17 protein-coding genes are annotated in these 15,852 nt (G+C 38.9%); 13 read left to right on the top strand and 4 right to left on the bottom strand.

The genetic code is table 11. The features are described from left to right. Positions 1 to 153: 153 nt before the first annotated feature. The 6 genes from NSS70_RS10815 (at position 154) to NSS70_RS10790 (ending at position 2,619) form a co-directional block, all read left to right on the top strand. Positions 154 to 663 (top strand): redoxin domain-containing protein, encoded by a 510-nt coding sequence (locus NSS70_RS10815; protein ID WP_130156985.1) that lies wholly within the window; start codon positions 154 to 156, stop codon positions 661 to 663. A 204-nt stretch (positions 664 to 867) separates the two neighbouring features. Further along, positions 868 to 1,008, top strand: a complete 141-nt coding sequence (locus NSS70_RS10810; RefSeq protein WP_082829475.1) for an FbpB family small basic protein — start codon at positions 868 to 870, stop codon at positions 1,006 to 1,008. Positions 1,009 to 1,081: 73 nt separating this feature from the next. Then, positions 1,082 to 1,225 carry an acid-soluble spore protein N gene (locus NSS70_RS10805; RefSeq protein ID WP_063387690.1) on the top strand — a complete coding sequence of 48 codons (144 nt, stop codon included), beginning with the start codon at positions 1,082 to 1,084 and terminating at the stop codon, positions 1,223 to 1,225. Positions 1,226 to 1,387: 162 nt separating this feature from the next. After that, positions 1,388 to 1,609, top strand: a complete 222-nt coding sequence (gene tlp, locus NSS70_RS10800) for a small acid-soluble spore protein Tlp (RefSeq protein WP_063387689.1) — start codon at positions 1,388 to 1,390, stop codon at positions 1,607 to 1,609. Between the two features lie 272 nt (positions 1,610 to 1,881). Beyond that, the gene (locus NSS70_RS10795; protein WP_063387688.1) at positions 1,882 to 2,307 is read left to right on the top strand and encodes an acyl-CoA thioesterase; all 426 of its coding nucleotides are present in this window, start codon (positions 1,882 to 1,884) and stop codon (positions 2,305 to 2,307) included. A 3-nt stretch (positions 2,308 to 2,310) separates the two neighbouring features. Further along, the gene (locus NSS70_RS10790) at positions 2,311 to 2,619 is read left to right on the top strand and encodes a hypothetical protein (RefSeq protein WP_144598039.1); all 309 of its coding nucleotides are present in this window, start codon (positions 2,311 to 2,313) and stop codon (positions 2,617 to 2,619) included. Positions 2,620 to 2,806: 187 nt separating this feature from the next. On the opposite strand, the gene NSS70_RS10785 is transcribed toward NSS70_RS10790, so the two are convergent. Together NSS70_RS10785 and NSS70_RS10780 are read right to left on the bottom strand one after the other, a co-directional pair. Beyond that, complete coding sequence (locus NSS70_RS10785; RefSeq protein ID WP_063387686.1) at positions 2,807 to 3,097, bottom strand: HesB/YadR/YfhF family protein; 291 nt, start codon at positions 3,095 to 3,097, stop codon at positions 2,807 to 2,809. A gap of 72 nt (positions 3,098 to 3,169) precedes the next feature. Further along, the gene (locus NSS70_RS10780) at positions 3,170 to 4,324 is read right to left on the bottom strand and encodes a CapA family protein (protein ID WP_340881554.1); all 1,155 of its coding nucleotides are present in this window, start codon (positions 4,322 to 4,324) and stop codon (positions 3,170 to 3,172) included. Positions 4,325 to 4,548: 224 nt separating this feature from the next. Here NSS70_RS10780 and NSS70_RS10775 point away from each other — a divergent pair, with 224 nt between their 5' ends. From NSS70_RS10775 to NSS70_RS10765, 3 genes are all read left to right on the top strand, one after another. Beyond that, a complete protein-coding gene (locus NSS70_RS10775) occupies positions 4,549 to 5,814 on the top strand; it encodes an ammonium transporter (protein WP_066248561.1) in 1,266 nt (421 codons plus the stop codon). Positions 5,815 to 5,880: 66 nt separating this feature from the next. Then, positions 5,881 to 6,858 carry a DUF294 nucleotidyltransferase-like domain-containing protein gene (locus tag NSS70_RS10770; protein ID WP_340881550.1) on the top strand — a complete coding sequence of 326 codons (978 nt, stop codon included), beginning with the start codon at positions 5,881 to 5,883 and terminating at the stop codon, positions 6,856 to 6,858. After that, the gene (locus NSS70_RS10765; protein WP_094245866.1) at positions 6,855 to 7,598 is read left to right on the top strand and encodes an exonuclease domain-containing protein; all 744 of its coding nucleotides are present in this window, start codon (positions 6,855 to 6,857) and stop codon (positions 7,596 to 7,598) included. Before NSS70_RS10770 ends, NSS70_RS10765 begins: the two co-directional genes overlap by 4 nt. A 19-nt stretch (positions 7,599 to 7,617) precedes the next feature. On the opposite strand, the gene plsY is transcribed toward NSS70_RS10765, so the two are convergent. Then, positions 7,618 to 8,214: a glycerol-3-phosphate 1-O-acyltransferase PlsY gene (gene plsY / locus NSS70_RS10760; protein WP_340733788.1), complete on the bottom strand. Its 597-nt coding sequence runs from the start codon at positions 8,212 to 8,214 to the stop codon at positions 7,618 to 7,620. 155 nt (positions 8,215 to 8,369) lie between these two features. Between plsY and NSS70_RS10755 the strand changes: the two genes are divergently transcribed. The 3 genes from NSS70_RS10755 to parC all read left to right on the top strand — a co-directional run bounded on the left by NSS70_RS10755 (position 8,370) and on the right by parC (position 13,349). Further along, on the top strand, positions 8,370 to 8,777 hold the full coding sequence (locus tag NSS70_RS10755; protein WP_063387680.1) for a CoA-binding protein: 408 nt from the start codon (positions 8,370 to 8,372) through the stop codon (positions 8,775 to 8,777). A 194-nt stretch (positions 8,778 to 8,971) separates the two neighbouring features. Beyond that, the gene (parE, locus tag NSS70_RS10750) at positions 8,972 to 10,894 is read left to right on the top strand and encodes a DNA topoisomerase IV subunit B (RefSeq protein WP_094246508.1); all 1,923 of its coding nucleotides are present in this window, start codon (positions 8,972 to 8,974) and stop codon (positions 10,892 to 10,894) included. Positions 10,895 to 10,919: 25 nt separating this feature from the next. Then, positions 10,920 to 13,349 (top strand): DNA topoisomerase IV subunit A, encoded by a 2,430-nt coding sequence (gene parC / locus NSS70_RS10745; protein WP_340881548.1) that lies wholly within the window; start codon positions 10,920 to 10,922, stop codon positions 13,347 to 13,349. A gap of 810 nt (positions 13,350 to 14,159) precedes the next feature. Here the strand turns inward: parC and ric are convergent. Further along, positions 14,160 to 14,855, bottom strand: a complete 696-nt coding sequence (gene ric / locus NSS70_RS10740; RefSeq protein WP_339192852.1) for an iron-sulfur cluster repair di-iron protein — start codon at positions 14,853 to 14,855, stop codon at positions 14,160 to 14,162. Between the two features lie 199 nt (positions 14,856 to 15,054). Here ric and NSS70_RS10735 point away from each other — a divergent pair, with 199 nt between their 5' ends. Beyond that, positions 15,055 to 15,798: a YwiC-like family protein gene (locus NSS70_RS10735; RefSeq protein ID WP_144598043.1), complete on the top strand. Its 744-nt coding sequence runs from the start codon at positions 15,055 to 15,057 to the stop codon at positions 15,796 to 15,798. Positions 15,799 to 15,852 lie beyond the last annotated feature (54 nt).

Below are 15,852 nucleotides of genomic sequence, written 5' to 3'. Positions count from 1 at the left end.
GAAAAAAAGCGGGAACTGTTCATAGTTCCCGTTATTTTTTGGCTAAAATTAGACAATTGATATGAAATACTGTTTTTTTTACAAAAATAATATATGATGAAGTTGGGCATCATTTCGAAATGCTATCGTATTGAATCAGAGGTGTTATGGTTTATGAAACAAAAGCTTGCTGTTTTTTTATTAATCGCATTAGCAGCGATTGCAGTATGGCAATGGATCAATTCCCAGAAGGAAACAGTCGGTTTAGAAATAGGAAACAAAGCTCCGAATTTTGAAGTGACGACTTTGGATGGAGAAAAGAAATCGCTTTCCGATTTTTATGGAAAAAAAGTACTTTTAAACTTTTGGGCCACTTGGTGTCCACCATGTAAAAAAGAAATGCCGATCATGCAAAAAATATATGAAAAGCATCAAGATGAAGTAACGATTGTCGCGGTTAACTTTACTGCCAGTGAGAAAAGTGCAAAAGATGTTGAAAATTTTGTTCAACAGGCTGGATTTACGTTTCCGATATTACTTGATCCAAAAAATAAAATGAACAGTGGATATAAAATTCTTACATATCCGACGTCATTTTTTCTTGATGAAAATGGAGTCATACAAGATAAAGTAGTGGGAGAATTAAATGAAAAAACGATAAAAGAAAAACTAAACCTGAAATAAAAAGACGCTGATTTCCTTTCGGGAATCAAAAAGAATCGGCTGACTTTGCCGATTTTTTCTTTTTGCAAAAGAAGAGTTTTTTTGAAACGTATGAAATTTTGCATTATTGGTTATATTGTCATTAAACATTCAAATTTTCAACGGGAAAGTGTCGGAATATTTTGTACAATAAAAGTAACAGAGAAAAGAAGTGAGGGATAAAAAATGAAAAAAACGAAAATTTCGTTTAAACAGCTTGTGTTGGAAAATAAGCAAAACTTGCTAAAAGACCGTGAAGCATTGAATGAAATTGAAGAAAGACTTGAAAAAAGGCTGGAAAAACGGCAATTGGAAAAATCGAGCTGATAGCAAACAGTCGTGTTTGACAGCATGTTTTCTGCTTTATTGGTAAACAATAAAAGCAGGAGGCGATTGTTTGATGACAAATTCAAATGATATCCAGTCTCATTTTAATCCGAATCATATCGGAACAAAACCGAGAGGATTCGGTGGAAACAAAGGGAAAAAAATGCAAAATAAGACGAATGAGCATCCTCAAGTGATTCAGACAAAAGGCGAGTAGGACATATGTCCACCGCCTTTTAATTTACATAATATAATTATGGTTCCATCATTTTTCTCCTTTTCATTGAGGAAACAGGTTCGTTTCATAATTTAACATCAAATGCACAAACTATATTTGAAATGGCGATAAAACAATTTTTCCCAGAAAGGAGAATATTTGATGCAAAATCGAACAAATCGTGATGACCGTTCCGACAATGTTGAAAAATTGCAGGAAATGGTACAAAATACGATTGAAAACATCGAAAGAGCAGAAGAAACATTAGAGTTTGCCAACGACAGAGAGCGTGAACAGATTGAGGCAAAAAATCGCCGCAGAGAAGAAAGCATTGAGGCGATGCGACAAGAAATTAAAGATGAAGCCCGTGAACGAAACTCCTAGCTTTCAATTTAGGTTGATAATTCCATTTTAGTTTTCGATTGCAAATGGAAATGTTATAATAAAATTGTTCATTGAAAATTTTTGTCTTCTAAATTCATTTGATGAACGGCCAACAATGGGACAAACTTTGTTGGACCGGCTTGAATAAAAAACAGACTCCGCAAAAAAATTTAAGTAAGAAAGTTGAAAAGGCCTAAAATAGAAAGCCTGTATCACAGACGCTGATGCAGGCTTTTTCGATCGATTTCATTTTTTGCAAGGGAGAGAAGCTTATGTTTGTTTCATCAAAAGAAATAGAAGTTCGTTATGCGGAAACCGATCAAATGGGTGTCGTGTACCATGCCAATTATATTATATGGATGGAAGTTGGACGGACGAAGCTGATCCAAGATCTTGGCTTTTCGTATGCAGCGATGGAGAAAGACGGAATAATTTCCCCTGTCGTGGATATTCAAATCGAATATAAAAAACCGATTACATACGGTGAAAAGGCAATAATACATACGTGGATTGAGAAATATAACGGAATTAAAACAGTATATGGATACGAAATTTTTAATTCTCATGGCGAATTGGCAGCAAAAGGTTTTTCCAGCCATGTTTGCGTAAAAAAAGAAACGTTTCGCCCAGTTGTATTTAAGAAATTATATCCTGAATGGCACGAAGCATATGTAAAAGCGATGAAAGAGGAGAGATAAAGATTGGCCTTTGGAATCAAGAAAGAGGAGCTTGCTGAGTGGAAGAAAAAAGTGCGGAAAGGGGAAATCGCCTTTTTAACGCATTATTGGTATGATGAACGGTTTCCGGATTATCATTCTGTAACAAAGGTCGGATGCAGCAATATAAAGCATTTAATAGAATGGGGAAATAAGAACGGTTTGAAAATGGAGTGGATCCATCATCATAAAGATTTTCCGCATTTTGACCTGCTGGGGGAAAAACAAGTAGAAATCCTGCAAAAATATCAGCTAACCGATCATTTAAGAAGATTTAAATTGCTGAAAAAATAAAAGATTTGACGGGCATCATGTGGAAGTCAGATTTGAGTAAAAAATGATGAGATGAAACAAGAAACCCAATCGGCAAATTAAATTTGCGGTTGGGTTTCTTTTACTGACTATAGCATGCTTCGTCTACTAGAACAGCTCTTTGACAAAGACTTGTTTTTCGACCTATAGCATGCTTTTAATCGATTTGCTAATTTATAAGACGAACAACAGGTTCATGAATTTTTTCATCCAATTGAATGGTCACGTCATGATTGTCGAAATACCATAAATCATCATGTTCAACATAAAATGTGACCCCTAGTTTTTCGGCTTTTATTCCGATTTGATTTGGAGCTTCTTTTGCAATTCCAAGGGAAAAACCGCTTTGCACATGGCCGCATCCGCCATATCGGACAAAGAAGCGGACTGCATCTCCCTCGTTTAACTCCAATTCTTCCTTGTACCATTTTGCTGCATCATCGGTAATATTCAGTTTCATTTTTGTCACTCCTAATATCAGCTTCCTGTTTACATTATATTACATGAAAAGCTTTCTTTCCATGAATAAACTCTACTGGATAGAGTTCGTCACTTCTTTCGTTTCCAACCATTGATGCATATGCTTCATCACTTTTTCATAGGCGTTTTTGTCGATTCGGTCCAGCAATTCAACATAATAATGATGATTTTTATTTTTGGTCACGTAGGTAGGGAGTAAACGCGGATTTTTCAAAGTCAGTGTCGTACCGTTAGCATCAGTCCGCTTAATTACATCAATCGAAAAAATCCCACCGATGTCTTTTCCATCTCCCTTTTGGCCAGACAAGAAGTTGCCTAACGAATACACAACGATACTCTTGTTTCCATTTTTTGCTTCCAGCCATTCGATCGGCTGCAATACATGAGGATGGTGACCAATGATTATGTCTGCTCCATGATCGACTAGCAGCTGTGCCCATTTTTTTTGAGCGTCGCTTGGAAAGGATTGATATTCTTCTCCCCAGTGCATGTTAACAATAGTTACATCAACTTGTCCATTTAGTGTGTCTAAATCCCTTTTCATTTTTTCTTCATCTATAAGGTTTACTAAATAGGGTTTATTTTTCGGAACTGGAATACCGTTTGTCCCATATGTATACGAAAGAAAGCCGATTTTCACCCCGTTGACCTGTTGAATTCTCCATGTATTGGCGTCCGCTTCGTTTTTAAAGCTCCCTACATACGGTAGCCCGATTTGTTCATAATGCTGAATCGCATTTAAAATACCTTTTTCTCCTTTATCTAAACTATGATTGTTTGCTGTTGAGACGAGATCAATGCCAGCATCTTTTAGCGCATCTGCCACTTCGAACGGGCTGTTAAACAACGGATAACTGGAGATTCCAAGTTCTGTTCCCCCAATGATCGATTCTTGGTTGGCGATGGCTAAGTCGCTTTTCGAGAGCAAAGGTTTTACTGTTGCAAACATTGGCTTAAAATTGTATGATTCGCTCCCGGTTCTCGCATCTTTAAAAAGCTGGCTATGTATGAGAACATCACCTATTGCAGAAACAGTGACGAGCGATTCGGTCGGCTCCACTTTTTTGGGAGCAGCTTGTATAGATTGTGGCGAATCATCCACATTTTCTTTTTTTACCGCGTTTTGCTCATTCGCCTGACCTTTGCTGCCGCATCCTGAAAAAAGCATCAAACAAATAATTGCGAATATTAAGAAAACCTTTCTCATAAAACCCTCCTTAAATACTGTTTTTACTATCATAAACGTTTTGTCGGAAAAAATAAACTATTGTCTAATTTTGTTTATATGTTAGATTTCCTAACATACTTTTTCGAAAAATTATGGAAAATGAATTGACATTAAAATAAAACGGGTGTAAAAATAGAGATATACTTCTTATGTTATTTTTTATAACACAATTAAGAAGAAATAATTACATGGGAGGTTGTGCTATGGACTCATTAACGTTAATGAACAGTTTATGGGTGATGCTGGGAGCTATTTTGGTCATCTTTATGCAAGCAGGATTTATATTGCTCGAAGCGGGTTCTACACGAATGAAAAATGCCGGACATATTGCCGGAAAAACTGTTTTTACATTCGGAATTGCCTCCATTGTTTTCTGGGCAGTCGGCTATGGATTTATTTTTGGGAAGAACGGCAACTTTTTTGTAGGAATGTCTGACTTTTTTTATTCAGGATATGAAATAGATGGATTATCTCTTTCAACATCCGTCTTTTTTGTATTCCAGTTAGCCTTTGCCGGAGTTTCTCTCGCCATTGCCTTTGCTGGATTTGCGGAACGGGCGAAACTTTCAGTTTATTTAATTTTTTCTGTATTGTTTACCGCACTTGTTTATCCAGTTGTTGCTCATTGGATTTGGGGCGGAGGATGGCTGTCAGAACATGGAAAACAAGATTTTGCAGGTTCTACCGTTGTTCATTTGACAGGTGCAATGGCAGCTTTGGCTGCAACGATCTTGTTGAAGCCTCGGATCGGTAAATATAACAAAGATGGTTCTGTTAATAATATTTATGGACATAACCAAGTTTATACAGCTCTAGGCGTACTTATTTTATGGGTTGGCTGGTTCGGTTTCAATGCAGGAAGCACGATTACAGTTGAGGATGGATTTTTTGGATTTGTTGCTTTGAACACGAATTTAGCTGCCGGAGCAGGAGCCGTAAGCGCCTTGATCATTTCATGGATCGCTGGCGGAAAAGCTGATATACCGACAATGTTAAACGGAGCGCTTGCAGGATTGGTCGCCATTACCGCATCTTGTGCATTTGTCGACACATGGGCTGCTGTCGTAATCGGACTAATAGCTGGAATTCTTGTATATTTTAGTATGAAGTTTTTTGATAAAGTTAAAATTGATGATCCGATTTATTGTTTGTCTGTTCACGGAGTAGCTGGTGTTTGGGGCACTTTATCAACTGGATTTTTTGCAACCCCTGAATTAGCAACTATTGGTAACCCTGGATTGTTTTACGGCGGAGGCTTTACGCAGCTCGGCATTCAAGCATTGGGAGTGTTTACTTCAGGTTTATACGCCTTTGTTGTTTCATTCGTCATCTTAGCTGTGATGAAAAAATTGCTCAATGGTTTGCGGGTGACAGAAGAAGAAGAAATGATCGGTTTGGACTTAAGCGAGCACGGAGTTTATGGGTATCCGGAAGCATTTGAATCTAATGAACAAAAGCTTGGAAGCTAACCGCAAGAGCGTATGGATGATGTATCATCTGTACGCTTATTTATAAAAAAGGGGATTTTTATACACATGGGGAATCCTTACAAACAATTGAAGGAATGGCGCAACAGCCATTTGCAAAAAGCGAAAACAGTGACGGAATTAAACAGTATACACGATCAGGTTATGAAACAATCCTTCCATCTTTCTTTCGAGATTGTAAAAAAGAAATACGGCCCTGCGCCTTGTGAATTTACTTGGTTTTTAGTCGGAAGCGGCGGAAGAGGCGAGCAGGCGAAAATAAGCGATCAAGACCACGGACTCATTTTTCATTCCAATGAGAAAGAAGCTCTCGACTACTTTTTGTTGCTTGGAAAAGAAGTTTCATTCGGCTTGAACGTCATCGGTTATCCTTACTGCGAAGGAAATGTCATGTGTTCAACTTCTTTATGGTGCCGATCGGAACAAAGCTGGAGCAAGCAGATCAATAAATGGCTCCAGGATGAAACATTTGATTCTATCCGCTATTTATTAATCTTTTTTGATGCGCGTATGATCATCGGACAATCCGAATCGATTCATCGATTGAAAAACCAGATTTTCCAATATATTCAATATAATCCTGATTTTCTCGGTCGATTGTTAAACAACACAATGCATGTCAAAAAAGGGGTGGGTATTTTTCATCAGCTGCTTCCTGAAACATACGGTCCTCATTCAGGCGCTATTGATTTAAAACAGGCCGGGTTGTTGCCTTACATTAATTCTGTCCGCTTATTGGCGATCAAAGAACGATTGTTGGATACGTCTACGCTCTCGAGGTTTCAGCTTCTGATGAAGCAGGGGTATTTTCGTCATGTATTATCTCCATATCACACATATTTTCAAGAATTAGTAACGATTCATTTTAAAAATTCATTAAAAGCGAACACATATGATGAAGTTCATTACCTCTCTTTAAAGGATTTATCAAAAGAAGAAAAAGGAAGGCTAAAAAAAATCATTTTAGGCGGAAAAAAATTGATGAATGAAACGAAATCCATCATTGAAAAGGGCGTTAATCCATGAAACTTCCATCTTTTTTTCACTTGATGAAGCAATTTCAGGGGAAAATGCAATCTTCAGCATTTACAGGTCTTGAAACGAATCTTCAGCATGCAGCGTTTTTGCGGAAAATGGAACAAGACTTAAAGCGGGAGGAAAGCTTGTCAACTCCTCTTCAGGAGCTGGACGTTGTTGTGCTTGATTTGGAAACAACAGGTTTTTTTCCGGAAAAAGGGGATCAAATTCTTTCGATTGGAGCAGTTAAAGTTCACGGCATGCAGATTGAAGAAAAGCATACATTTTACTCTTTTGTTCAGTATGAAGGGGAAATTCCCGTTGATGTAAAAAAATTGACAGGAATTGTTGAAGAAGACGTAAGAGCTGCTCCCCCTATATCGGAAGTATTGATTCGTTTCTATCAATTTGCAGAAAATCGGACGCTTGTCGCCCATCATGCCAATCATGAAAAAAATTTTCTTACAGAAGCTAATAAGGAGCATTTCCGCATTCCATTTAAACATCGGATTGTGGATACAGCCATGCTGTTCCAGCTCGTTCAGCGAGAACAAATTGCCGTAAGTTTAGATGAATGCTGCCGGTTTTTTTCCATCCCGGTCCAAAAGCGTCATCACGCCTTAGAAGATGCAAAAATGACAGCCGCGATCTGGTGTGAATATGTAAAAATGTTTGTTGAATCAGGCTATAAAACGTTGATGGATGTGTTTATCAAACTATCACAATTAAAACAAGGAGCGAGAAGATGAGTTCCCGCTCCTTTCTATTTTACAGCCATTTCACTTTTGGCTCTGTTTTATTTAAGATCCTTTTAATATTGGCTCTGTGCCGATAGAAAACAAAGATTGCGAGGATCGCGACAATGATCATTAAAGCCGCATCACCGGTAAAAATGGTATAAACTAACGTATACAGTGCTGTAACCATAGAGGATAAAGAAACATATTTTGATACATATAAAACAAGAAAAAATACAGCAAGCATAGATAAAAAGAGTAATGGGCTATAAAAAAGCAGCACCCCTCCGCTTGTCGCCACGGCTTTTCCGCCCCGAAAGCCTGCGAAAATTGGATACATATGTCCTACAGCAGCCACCATTCCTGCAATGAGCGTCCATGCTTGGTGAAGGTCGCCACTAAGCAATACGGGGAGGCTAGCTGCGAGAGTTCCTTTTAAAATGTCTGCAACCGTAACAAACAGCCCGGCTTTTTTTCCAAGCACTCGAAAAGTGTTGGTTGCACCTAAATTTCCGCTTCCATGTTCACGAATATCAATGCCGTATCCAATTTTGCCAACGATAAGTCCAAAGGGGATGGAACCAATTAAATAAGCTAAGATAAGGACTAAGATTAATAGAAAAGACATAATGAAACTCCTTTATATTCATGATTCTATTATTATTGTACACAATTGATTCGATCAGGACTATATTTTGTTGATAAAAGCCATTTTAAAACTTTGGTGTTCGACGCTTTTACAGTTATAATAAAAGAAACATTGGAAGGAGTGAACAAATTTTCATGCAAAATCCAAGTCTGGACGAAATCCGTGATATTTTAAAAAAAAGCAAACGAATCGCTGTTGTCGGCTTGTCCAACAATCCTGAAAGAGAATCTTACCAAGTTTCACAAGCGATGCAAAATGCGGGGTATGAGATTATTCCTGTCAATCCAATGATCGATGAAGCCTTGGGTGTCAAAGCGGTCTCATCCTTAAAAGAAATTGAAGGCCATGTGGATATTGTAAACGTTTTTAGACGTTCCGAGCATTTATTAGATGTTGCGAAAGAATTTTTAGAAATTGATGCCGATGTTTTTTGGGCTCAATTAGGCTGCGTTAACGAGGAAGCATATCAATTATTAAAAGAAAAAGGTTATCCCGTTATCATGGATATGTGTATAAAAGTAGCGCATGCGTTAACAAAATAACAAATGTTTCCCCCATCATCTTGATGGGTTCTTTTTTTGAAGAAAGGTTTGAAACATACAACATTTGAGTAATACAATAATATACGTTGCCGTGTAAGATTGCCAAACGCAGGGAAACCATGTAAAATACAGTTTACAAACATCTGTTCTTGTTTTTTGAAAGGAGTTATTTGTTTGTGGGAAAAGCAAAGATAATGGAATACAATGACGATGCGATTCAAGTATTGGAAGGATTGGAAGCAGTAAGGAAACGGCCGGGGATGTATATCGGCAGCACGGATGCTAGAGGATTGCATCATCTTGTATATGAAATTGTTGACAATTCTGTAGATGAAGCATTAGCAGGCTTCGGAGACCATATCATTGTCAAAATACATAAAGATGAAAGCATTTCTGTTGCTGATAAAGGAAGAGGAATGCCGACTGGCATGCATAAGCTTGGTAAGCCGACTCCGGAAGTAATTTTAACCGTACTTCATGCAGGAGGAAAATTCGGGCAAGGCGGTTACAAAACAAGCGGCGGCTTGCACGGAGTAGGCGCTTCAGTCGTCAATGCTTTATCTGAGTGGCTTGAAGTGACGATTAAACGGGACGGATTTATTTACAAGCAAAGGTTCGAAAAGGGCGGGAAACCCGTTACGACATTAGAAAAGATAGGAGAAACAAAAGAAACCGGTACGACAGTCCATTTTAAACCAGATCCTCTCATCTTCAGCACTACGACTTTTCAATTTGACATATTGAGTGAACGATTGCGGGAGTCTGCATTCCTCCTAAAAGGATTAACAATTGATTTGATTGATGAACGGAACAATGTTCAAGAATCTTATTGTTATGAAAATGGGATCGAATCATTTGTCGCATATTTAAATGAAGGAAAAGAAACTCTTCATCCTGTTGTCTTTTTCGAAGGTGAGCAGCAAGGAATTGAAGTCGAATTTTCTTTCCAATTTAATGACGGCTACAGCGAAAACATTTTGTCGTTTGTCAACCATGTGAGAACAAAAGACGGCGGCACACATGAAGCAGGCGCCAAAACTGCCATGACAAGAGTGTTTAATGAATACGCACGAAAGACCGGTTTATTAAAAGAGAAAGACAAAAACTTGGAAGGAACAGATATTCGTGAAGGGCTATCGGCAATTATCTCCGTCCGAATCCCTGAAGGACTTTTGCAGTTTGAAGGGCAAACGAAAGGAAAACTCGGTACAACAGAGGCGAGATCTGCTGTTGACACAGTCATTTCGGAAAAATTATCTTATTTTTTAGAAGAGAATGCGGAGATCAGCACCCTCCTGATTAAAAAGGCGATAAAAGCGCAAGAAGCAAGAGAGGCGGCAAGAAAAGCGCGCGAAGAAGCAAGATCAGGAAAAAAACGAAAAAAATCTGAAATGTCTTTAAGCGGAAAGCTTACGCCTGCTCAATCACGGAATCCAAAGAAAAATGAATTGTTTCTTGTGGAGGGGGATTCTGCGGGAGGATCAGCGAAACAAGGTCGGGATAGAAGATTTCAGGCTGTTCTGCCTCTGCGCGGAAAAGTGATCAATACGGAGAAGGCGAAGCTGCAGGATATTTTTAAAAACGAAGAAATCAATACAATTATTCATGCAATCGGAGCTGGCGTCGGTGCTGATTTTAACATTGAAGATTGCAACTACGACAAAGTGATCATTATGACGGATGCTGATACGGATGGCGCCCACATCCAAGTGCTTTTATTGACTTTCTTCTATCGATATATGAAGCCGCTCATTCAGGCAGGGAAAGTCTATATTGCGCTTCCGCCTTTATATAAAGTAAGCAAAGGCAGCGGCAAATCCGAAGTCATCGAATACGCATGGAATGAGAAGGAGCTGTCCGCTGCCATTAAGAAGGTCGGCAAAGGCTACACAATCCAACGATACAAAGGGCTTGGAGAAATGAATGCGCCGCAGCTATGGGAGACGACGATGAATCCTGAAACACGCACTCTCATCCGCGTCCGGATTGATGATGCAGCAAGAGCGGAAAGAAGAGTGACAACCTTAATGGGTGACAAGGTTGAACCGCGTCGACAATGGATCGAAAAAAATGTGTCTTTTGGTATTGACGAAAATGACAACATGTTCGAAATTTAAAACAATGTGCTAGAGGAGGAGCAGCATGGAAGCTCAACAACGTTATGTCGATTTACCCCTTGAAGATGTGCTGGGCGACCGTTTTGGACGGTACAGCAAATACATTATTCAAGACCGCGCGCTTCCGGATGTTCGCGACGGGCTGAAGCCGGTGCAGCGGAGAATTTTATACGCGATGCTGATGGACGGAAATACGCATGATAAAGGATTTCGAAAAGCGGCCAAAACAGTCGGGAATGTTATCGGGAACTTCCATCCGCATGGAGATTCTTCTGTATATGAAGCGATGGTTCGGATGAGCCAGGAGTGGAAGGTTCGCAATGTTTTAGTGGAAATGCACGGAAACAACGGAAGCCTTGACGGCGATCCTCCTGCCGCCATGCGTTATACGGAAGCACGGCTGTCCAAACTTGCTTCCGAGCTTTTAAAAGATATTGAGAAAAATACAGTCGAGTTTGTACCGAATTTTGATGACACAACGAAAGAACCCGTCGTTCTCCCCGCGATGTTCCCAAACTTGCTTGTCAATGGTTCAACAGGGATTTCGGCCGGCTATGCAACTGATATTCCTCCGCACAATCTTGGCGAAGTCATTGATGCTGTGATTATGCGAATGAATCATCCGGATTGCACAGTTGAGGAATTAATGGAAGTGTTAAAAGGCCCTGATTTCCCGACTGGAGGAATCATTCAAGGAATCGACGAGATTAAAAAAGCATATAAAACAGGAAAAGGAAAAATTGTTGTTCGCGGTAAAGCGGAAATTGAAAAAATCAGAGGCGGAAAAGAGCAAATTGTCATTACAGAAATTCCGTATGAGGTCAATAAAGCAAATTTAGTTAAAAAAATAGATGACCTTAAGTACGAAAGAAAAGTGGACGGAATCGCCGAGGTGCGCGATGAAACGGACCGGACAGGTCTTCGCATCGTCATCGAACTGAAAAAAGATGCCGATGCTGAAGGAGTTTTAAATTACTTATATAAAAACACAGATTTGCAAGTTCCATATAACTTTAATATGGTTGCAATTCACCGTCGGCATCCGAAATTATTAAGCCTGCCTGAATTGTTGGATGCCTACATCGAACACCGAAAGGAAGTCGTGATTAACCGATCGACTTTTGAGCTCCAAAAAGCTCAAGAAAGGGAGCATGTCGTAAAGGGATTAATCAAAGCTCTATCCATCTTGGATGAAGTGATCGCTGTTATTCGTGCTTCAAAAGATAAACGGGATGCGAAAGATAATTTAATTAGTGAATTTGCATTTACTGAGCCGCAGGCAGAGGCGATTGTCTCGTTGCAGCTGTACCGTCTGACAAACACTGATATTACAGCGTTGAAAGCGGAAGAAGAAGAGCTTGAGAAAAAAATCAAGGGGTTAACAAGCATTTTGGAGGATGAAAAAAAGCTTTCCAAAGTCATTCAATCCGAATTAAAACAATTGAAAAAAACATTTGCCGATGAGCGGCGGACGAAGATTGAGGCGGAAATTGAATCCATAACTATCAATATGGAATCCCTCATCGCAAGCGAGGATACAATTGTTACTGTGACAAAAGACGGCTATGTGAAACGTACGAGCTTGCGGTCGTATACAGCATCAAACGGAAAAGATTTCGGCATGAAGGATTCGGATCGACTGCTATGCCAGTATGAAATGAACACAACAGATGTTCTTCTCTTATTCACAAACAAAGGAAATTATTTATATTGTCCTGTTCACGAGCTTCCGGATATTCGCTGGAAGGATATTGGACAGCATATTTCAAGGACCATTCCGATTGATCAAGATGAACGGATTGTACAAGGAATTCCTTTAAAAAGTTTTGACGACGAGAAATTTTTCTTGTTTGTTACGAAAAAAGGCATGGTGAAGAAAACGGAAATTCGCCAATATAAAGCTCAGCGATACTCCAAGCCGCTTGTTGCGATCAATTTAAAAGACGACGATGAAGTGGTTGCGGTTCATATAACTGATGGAACAGGATTGATTTTGTTATCCACCCGTTTTGGATACGGTCTTTTATTTCACGAAGAAGAAGTGAATATTGTCGGCTCCCGTGCAGCAGGAGTCAAAGGCATCCAATTAAAGGAAGGAGATGCAGTCGTTTCTGGACTTGTGTTTGCTCAGAAACATGTTAACGATCAAAAGCTCGCCATTGTCACGCACAGAGGCGCTGTGAAAATGATCAATATCGGGGAAATCGAACGAACACAACGAGCCAGAAGAGGATCAATGCTGTACAGAGAGCTGAAAACAAACCCGCATCGGACAGCGGCCGTCTTACTCGTCAACGGAAATGAGAATTTGGTATTGGAAACGGAGAAAGGCATCAGGGAAATAGTGCCTCTTTCCAATGTGAAGGTGACTGATCGATACAGCAACGGTTCCTTTTACATAGATAAAGAGGAGGCAGGAGAAGTCACTGATAGCTGGCTGGAAACGGAAGCATAAAAAATGATCACCCCTATCCGGATTTAGTGAGGATAGGGGTTTTTCACTCTAATACAGTGATATTTTGCTTCATTGGCGGTTTAGGAGCAAATTCTGAAAGAAAACCCCTTGGTCTCGATCAGACATATTATTCGGACACATTTCTAAACGTTGTTTGAAATGCATAATCTAAATGCCATTTATTTGCGCTTTCAATGAGATTGATGAGAAAAATCCGAATTTTCATTCTCTTCTAAGCATGAAAAACAAAACAACGACCCATTTTTTTCGTCAATAGCCCCATTCAAAAAACCGTTTAGACAATGAATAGGTTTGCTGCACCTTATACAAAATCCTACAAATTCCTCCAATTTCCCTTCACTTCCTTTGTGATCGTAGTGGTGTAGTTGAAAAAAGTTGGATATAACTTATTATACTTATTATATCAGAAGAAAGATGTTTAAGTTATTCTTCTTTTGTGCCAAACAAGCAGAATATCAAAACAAGAAAAAGAGCGCTTCCAAAAAGAAAGAAACCATATCGAAAGCCGCTTATTCAGCAACATCAGCGAAAATGACGTCACACACCGAGGCGCTTTTCGTTTTTAGCTTTCTATTCTCTGAAAAAAACTCTATTACGACGGCATGCCATGAAACTTTGCTTGTCAATAGCCTTTAGCTTCGTCCTTGATAAAACGTTTTAAGTTTTAATGGTTAGATCAAGGTCTGAACAGTCCGTTTCCGTGATGTTGAAATGGATCTTAGACTCAACGAAGATGGAAAGTAGATGGTGAAGAAAGAGGCGGGGGATCGCCGCCTCTTCCACCCGAAATTATTGAAGAATGCGTGGAAATAATACGTTATTTTCCAAATGAATATGTTCAAATAAGTCTGATTCCAAAGCTTCTAAACGATTGTAAACGAGTTGATATGTTCGGCAAGCCCCGTTCGGAAGGGTATAGTCATTTGTGATCCGTCTAATTTCTTTTATGATATCCCCTGTTTTATCATGTTCATTCGTAAGATCGGCAATCATTTTTTTCATTTTTTGTTCGTTTTCGCTTGTCGGCTGCTTCTCGAACTGGCTAATAAGCGGAAATACTTCAGACTCTTCTTTCCATAAATGTTGTTCTAGTTCCGTTTTTAATTCATTAAACAATTTATGAACCTTTATTAGATGTGGATGATTTCCGCCGTGGACTCGCATAACTTTTGTCACATAGGGACTAAGGTTTGGCAGTTCTTCCAACAAATAACGATGATGTTTATTTATGATATGGTCAATAAGTTCTGAGTATGTTGCTGTCAACCAATTTTTCTCTGTTTTTTCATCAATTGCAGCATACAGATCCTGCAATTGACTCATTAATTCCTCAATCGCCACTCCCCGTTTATCGGCTGCTTCTTTTAAAGAGCGATCACCGCCGCAACAAAAATCAATTTTATTTTTTTTAAAAACATCGCTCGCTTTCGGAAGCATTGCGACAATTTCTCCAACTGTCGTATTTTCCGTAAATATTGTTTTCATTATTTTGCCCTCCCAATTTCATTGTTAAAAAGATAATATCGCAACTCGTTCTTTTCAATAGTGACAGGTGTCACTTTCCCGTTTAGTGTTGTGGCTATTTTGTGACAAAACAAAGAGGTATGCAACAAATCACAACGTAGCTAGTTTTTTTCACTATAATGGAATTTAGAAGAAATTGTTGATGAAAGGTGGATACATGATGGCAACCGTCAAGAAATTAGTGATTCCAAAACAGCATGGAGCCTGGGCAATGCTTGTTATACCATTTCTATTGGGGGCTTATATAGGAGGGTTCTCTTGGATTCATATTCCATTATTTATCGGCTGGTTATGTTTATATTTAGCAACATATCCGTTACTGATGGCTATGAAAAATAAGCGCAAGCCATTTTATATAAAGTGGTTTGCTCTTTATTTTGCCGCTGCTGCCGTTATACTGCTCTTTCCATTAATTTATAGATGGGAAATAATATATTTCGGAATGGCGATGACACCGTTTTTTTTAATAAATATTTATTATGGGAAAAAGAAAAAAGATCGTGCTTTTTTCAATGATCTAGCAGCAATCGCTGTTTTTTGCATTGGAGGTCTTGCCAGTTCTTTTATTGTAAGCGGAGAAATAACAAAAGAAGCTTTCATCACCATAATGCTTTGTTTTTTATTTTTTGTGGGCAGCACTTTTTATGTCAAAACAATGATTCGGGAAAAAAACAATCCGAACTATAAATGGTTGTCATGGGGTTTTCATGTTTTCTTAATGATCGGCTTGGTCGCTACCGAGTATGCCGTTTTTATAATAGCTTATATTCCGAGTGTTATTCGAGCTGTTTATTTTTACGGAAAAAAAATGCCGATTTTAAAAATCGGTTTAATTGAAGTGGGCAATGCCGTATATTTTTGTTTTGCAATGTTTATGATCATCAATCTGTTCATGCTGCCGTAAGCGCATTTTCCCTTTGCAGAAGGTTGATTGCCCAATGATCATTCGATTTTTTTG

The sequence above is a fragment of the Aeribacillus sp. FSL K6-2848 genome (assembly GCF_038004325.1).
In the GTDB taxonomy this organism is placed as follows: domain Bacteria; phylum Bacillota; class Bacilli; order Bacillales; family Aeribacillaceae; genus Aeribacillus; species Aeribacillus composti.
The sequence above is the reverse complement of the archived record's forward strand: the minus strand, read 5'-3'. Positions and strand labels throughout refer to the sequence as shown.

Coding starts and splice junctions, on each gene's coding strand:
- NSS70_RS10815 (WP_130156985.1), top strand. CDS start 154: ATGAAACAAAAGCTTGCTGTTTTTTTATTAATCGCATTAGCAGCGATT.
- NSS70_RS10810 (WP_082829475.1), top strand. CDS start 868: ATGAAAAAAACGAAAATTTCGTTTAAACAGCTTGTGTTGGAAAATAAG.
- NSS70_RS10805 (WP_063387690.1), top strand. CDS start 1,082: ATGACAAATTCAAATGATATCCAGTCTCATTTTAATCCGAATCATATC.
- tlp (WP_063387689.1), top strand. CDS start 1,388: ATGCAAAATCGAACAAATCGTGATGACCGTTCCGACAATGTTGAAAAA.
- NSS70_RS10795 (WP_063387688.1), top strand. CDS start 1,882: ATGTTTGTTTCATCAAAAGAAATAGAAGTTCGTTATGCGGAAACCGAT.
- NSS70_RS10785 (WP_063387686.1), bottom strand. CDS start 3,097: ATGAAACTGAATATTACCGATGATGCAGCAAAATGGTACAAGGAAGAA.
- NSS70_RS10780 (WP_340881554.1), bottom strand. CDS start 4,324: ATGAGAAAGGTTTTCTTAATATTCGCAATTATTTGTTTGATGCTTTTT.
- NSS70_RS10775 (WP_066248561.1), top strand. CDS start 4,549: ATGGACTCATTAACGTTAATGAACAGTTTATGGGTGATGCTGGGAGCT.
- NSS70_RS10770 (WP_340881550.1), top strand. CDS start 5,881: ATGGGGAATCCTTACAAACAATTGAAGGAATGGCGCAACAGCCATTTG.
- NSS70_RS10765 (WP_094245866.1), top strand. CDS start 6,855: ATGAAACTTCCATCTTTTTTTCACTTGATGAAGCAATTTCAGGGGAAA.
- plsY (WP_340733788.1), bottom strand. CDS start 8,214: ATGTCTTTTCTATTAATCTTAGTCCTTATCTTAGCTTATTTAATTGGT.
- NSS70_RS10755 (WP_063387680.1), top strand. CDS start 8,370: ATGCAAAATCCAAGTCTGGACGAAATCCGTGATATTTTAAAAAAAAGC.
- parE (WP_094246508.1), top strand. CDS start 8,972: ATGGAATACAATGACGATGCGATTCAAGTATTGGAAGGATTGGAAGCA.
- parC (WP_340881548.1), top strand. CDS start 10,920: ATGGAAGCTCAACAACGTTATGTCGATTTACCCCTTGAAGATGTGCTG.
- ric (WP_339192852.1), bottom strand. CDS start 14,855: ATGAAAACAATATTTACGGAAAATACGACAGTTGGAGAAATTGTCGCA.
- NSS70_RS10735 (WP_144598043.1), top strand. CDS start 15,055: ATGGCAACCGTCAAGAAATTAGTGATTCCAAAACAGCATGGAGCCTGG.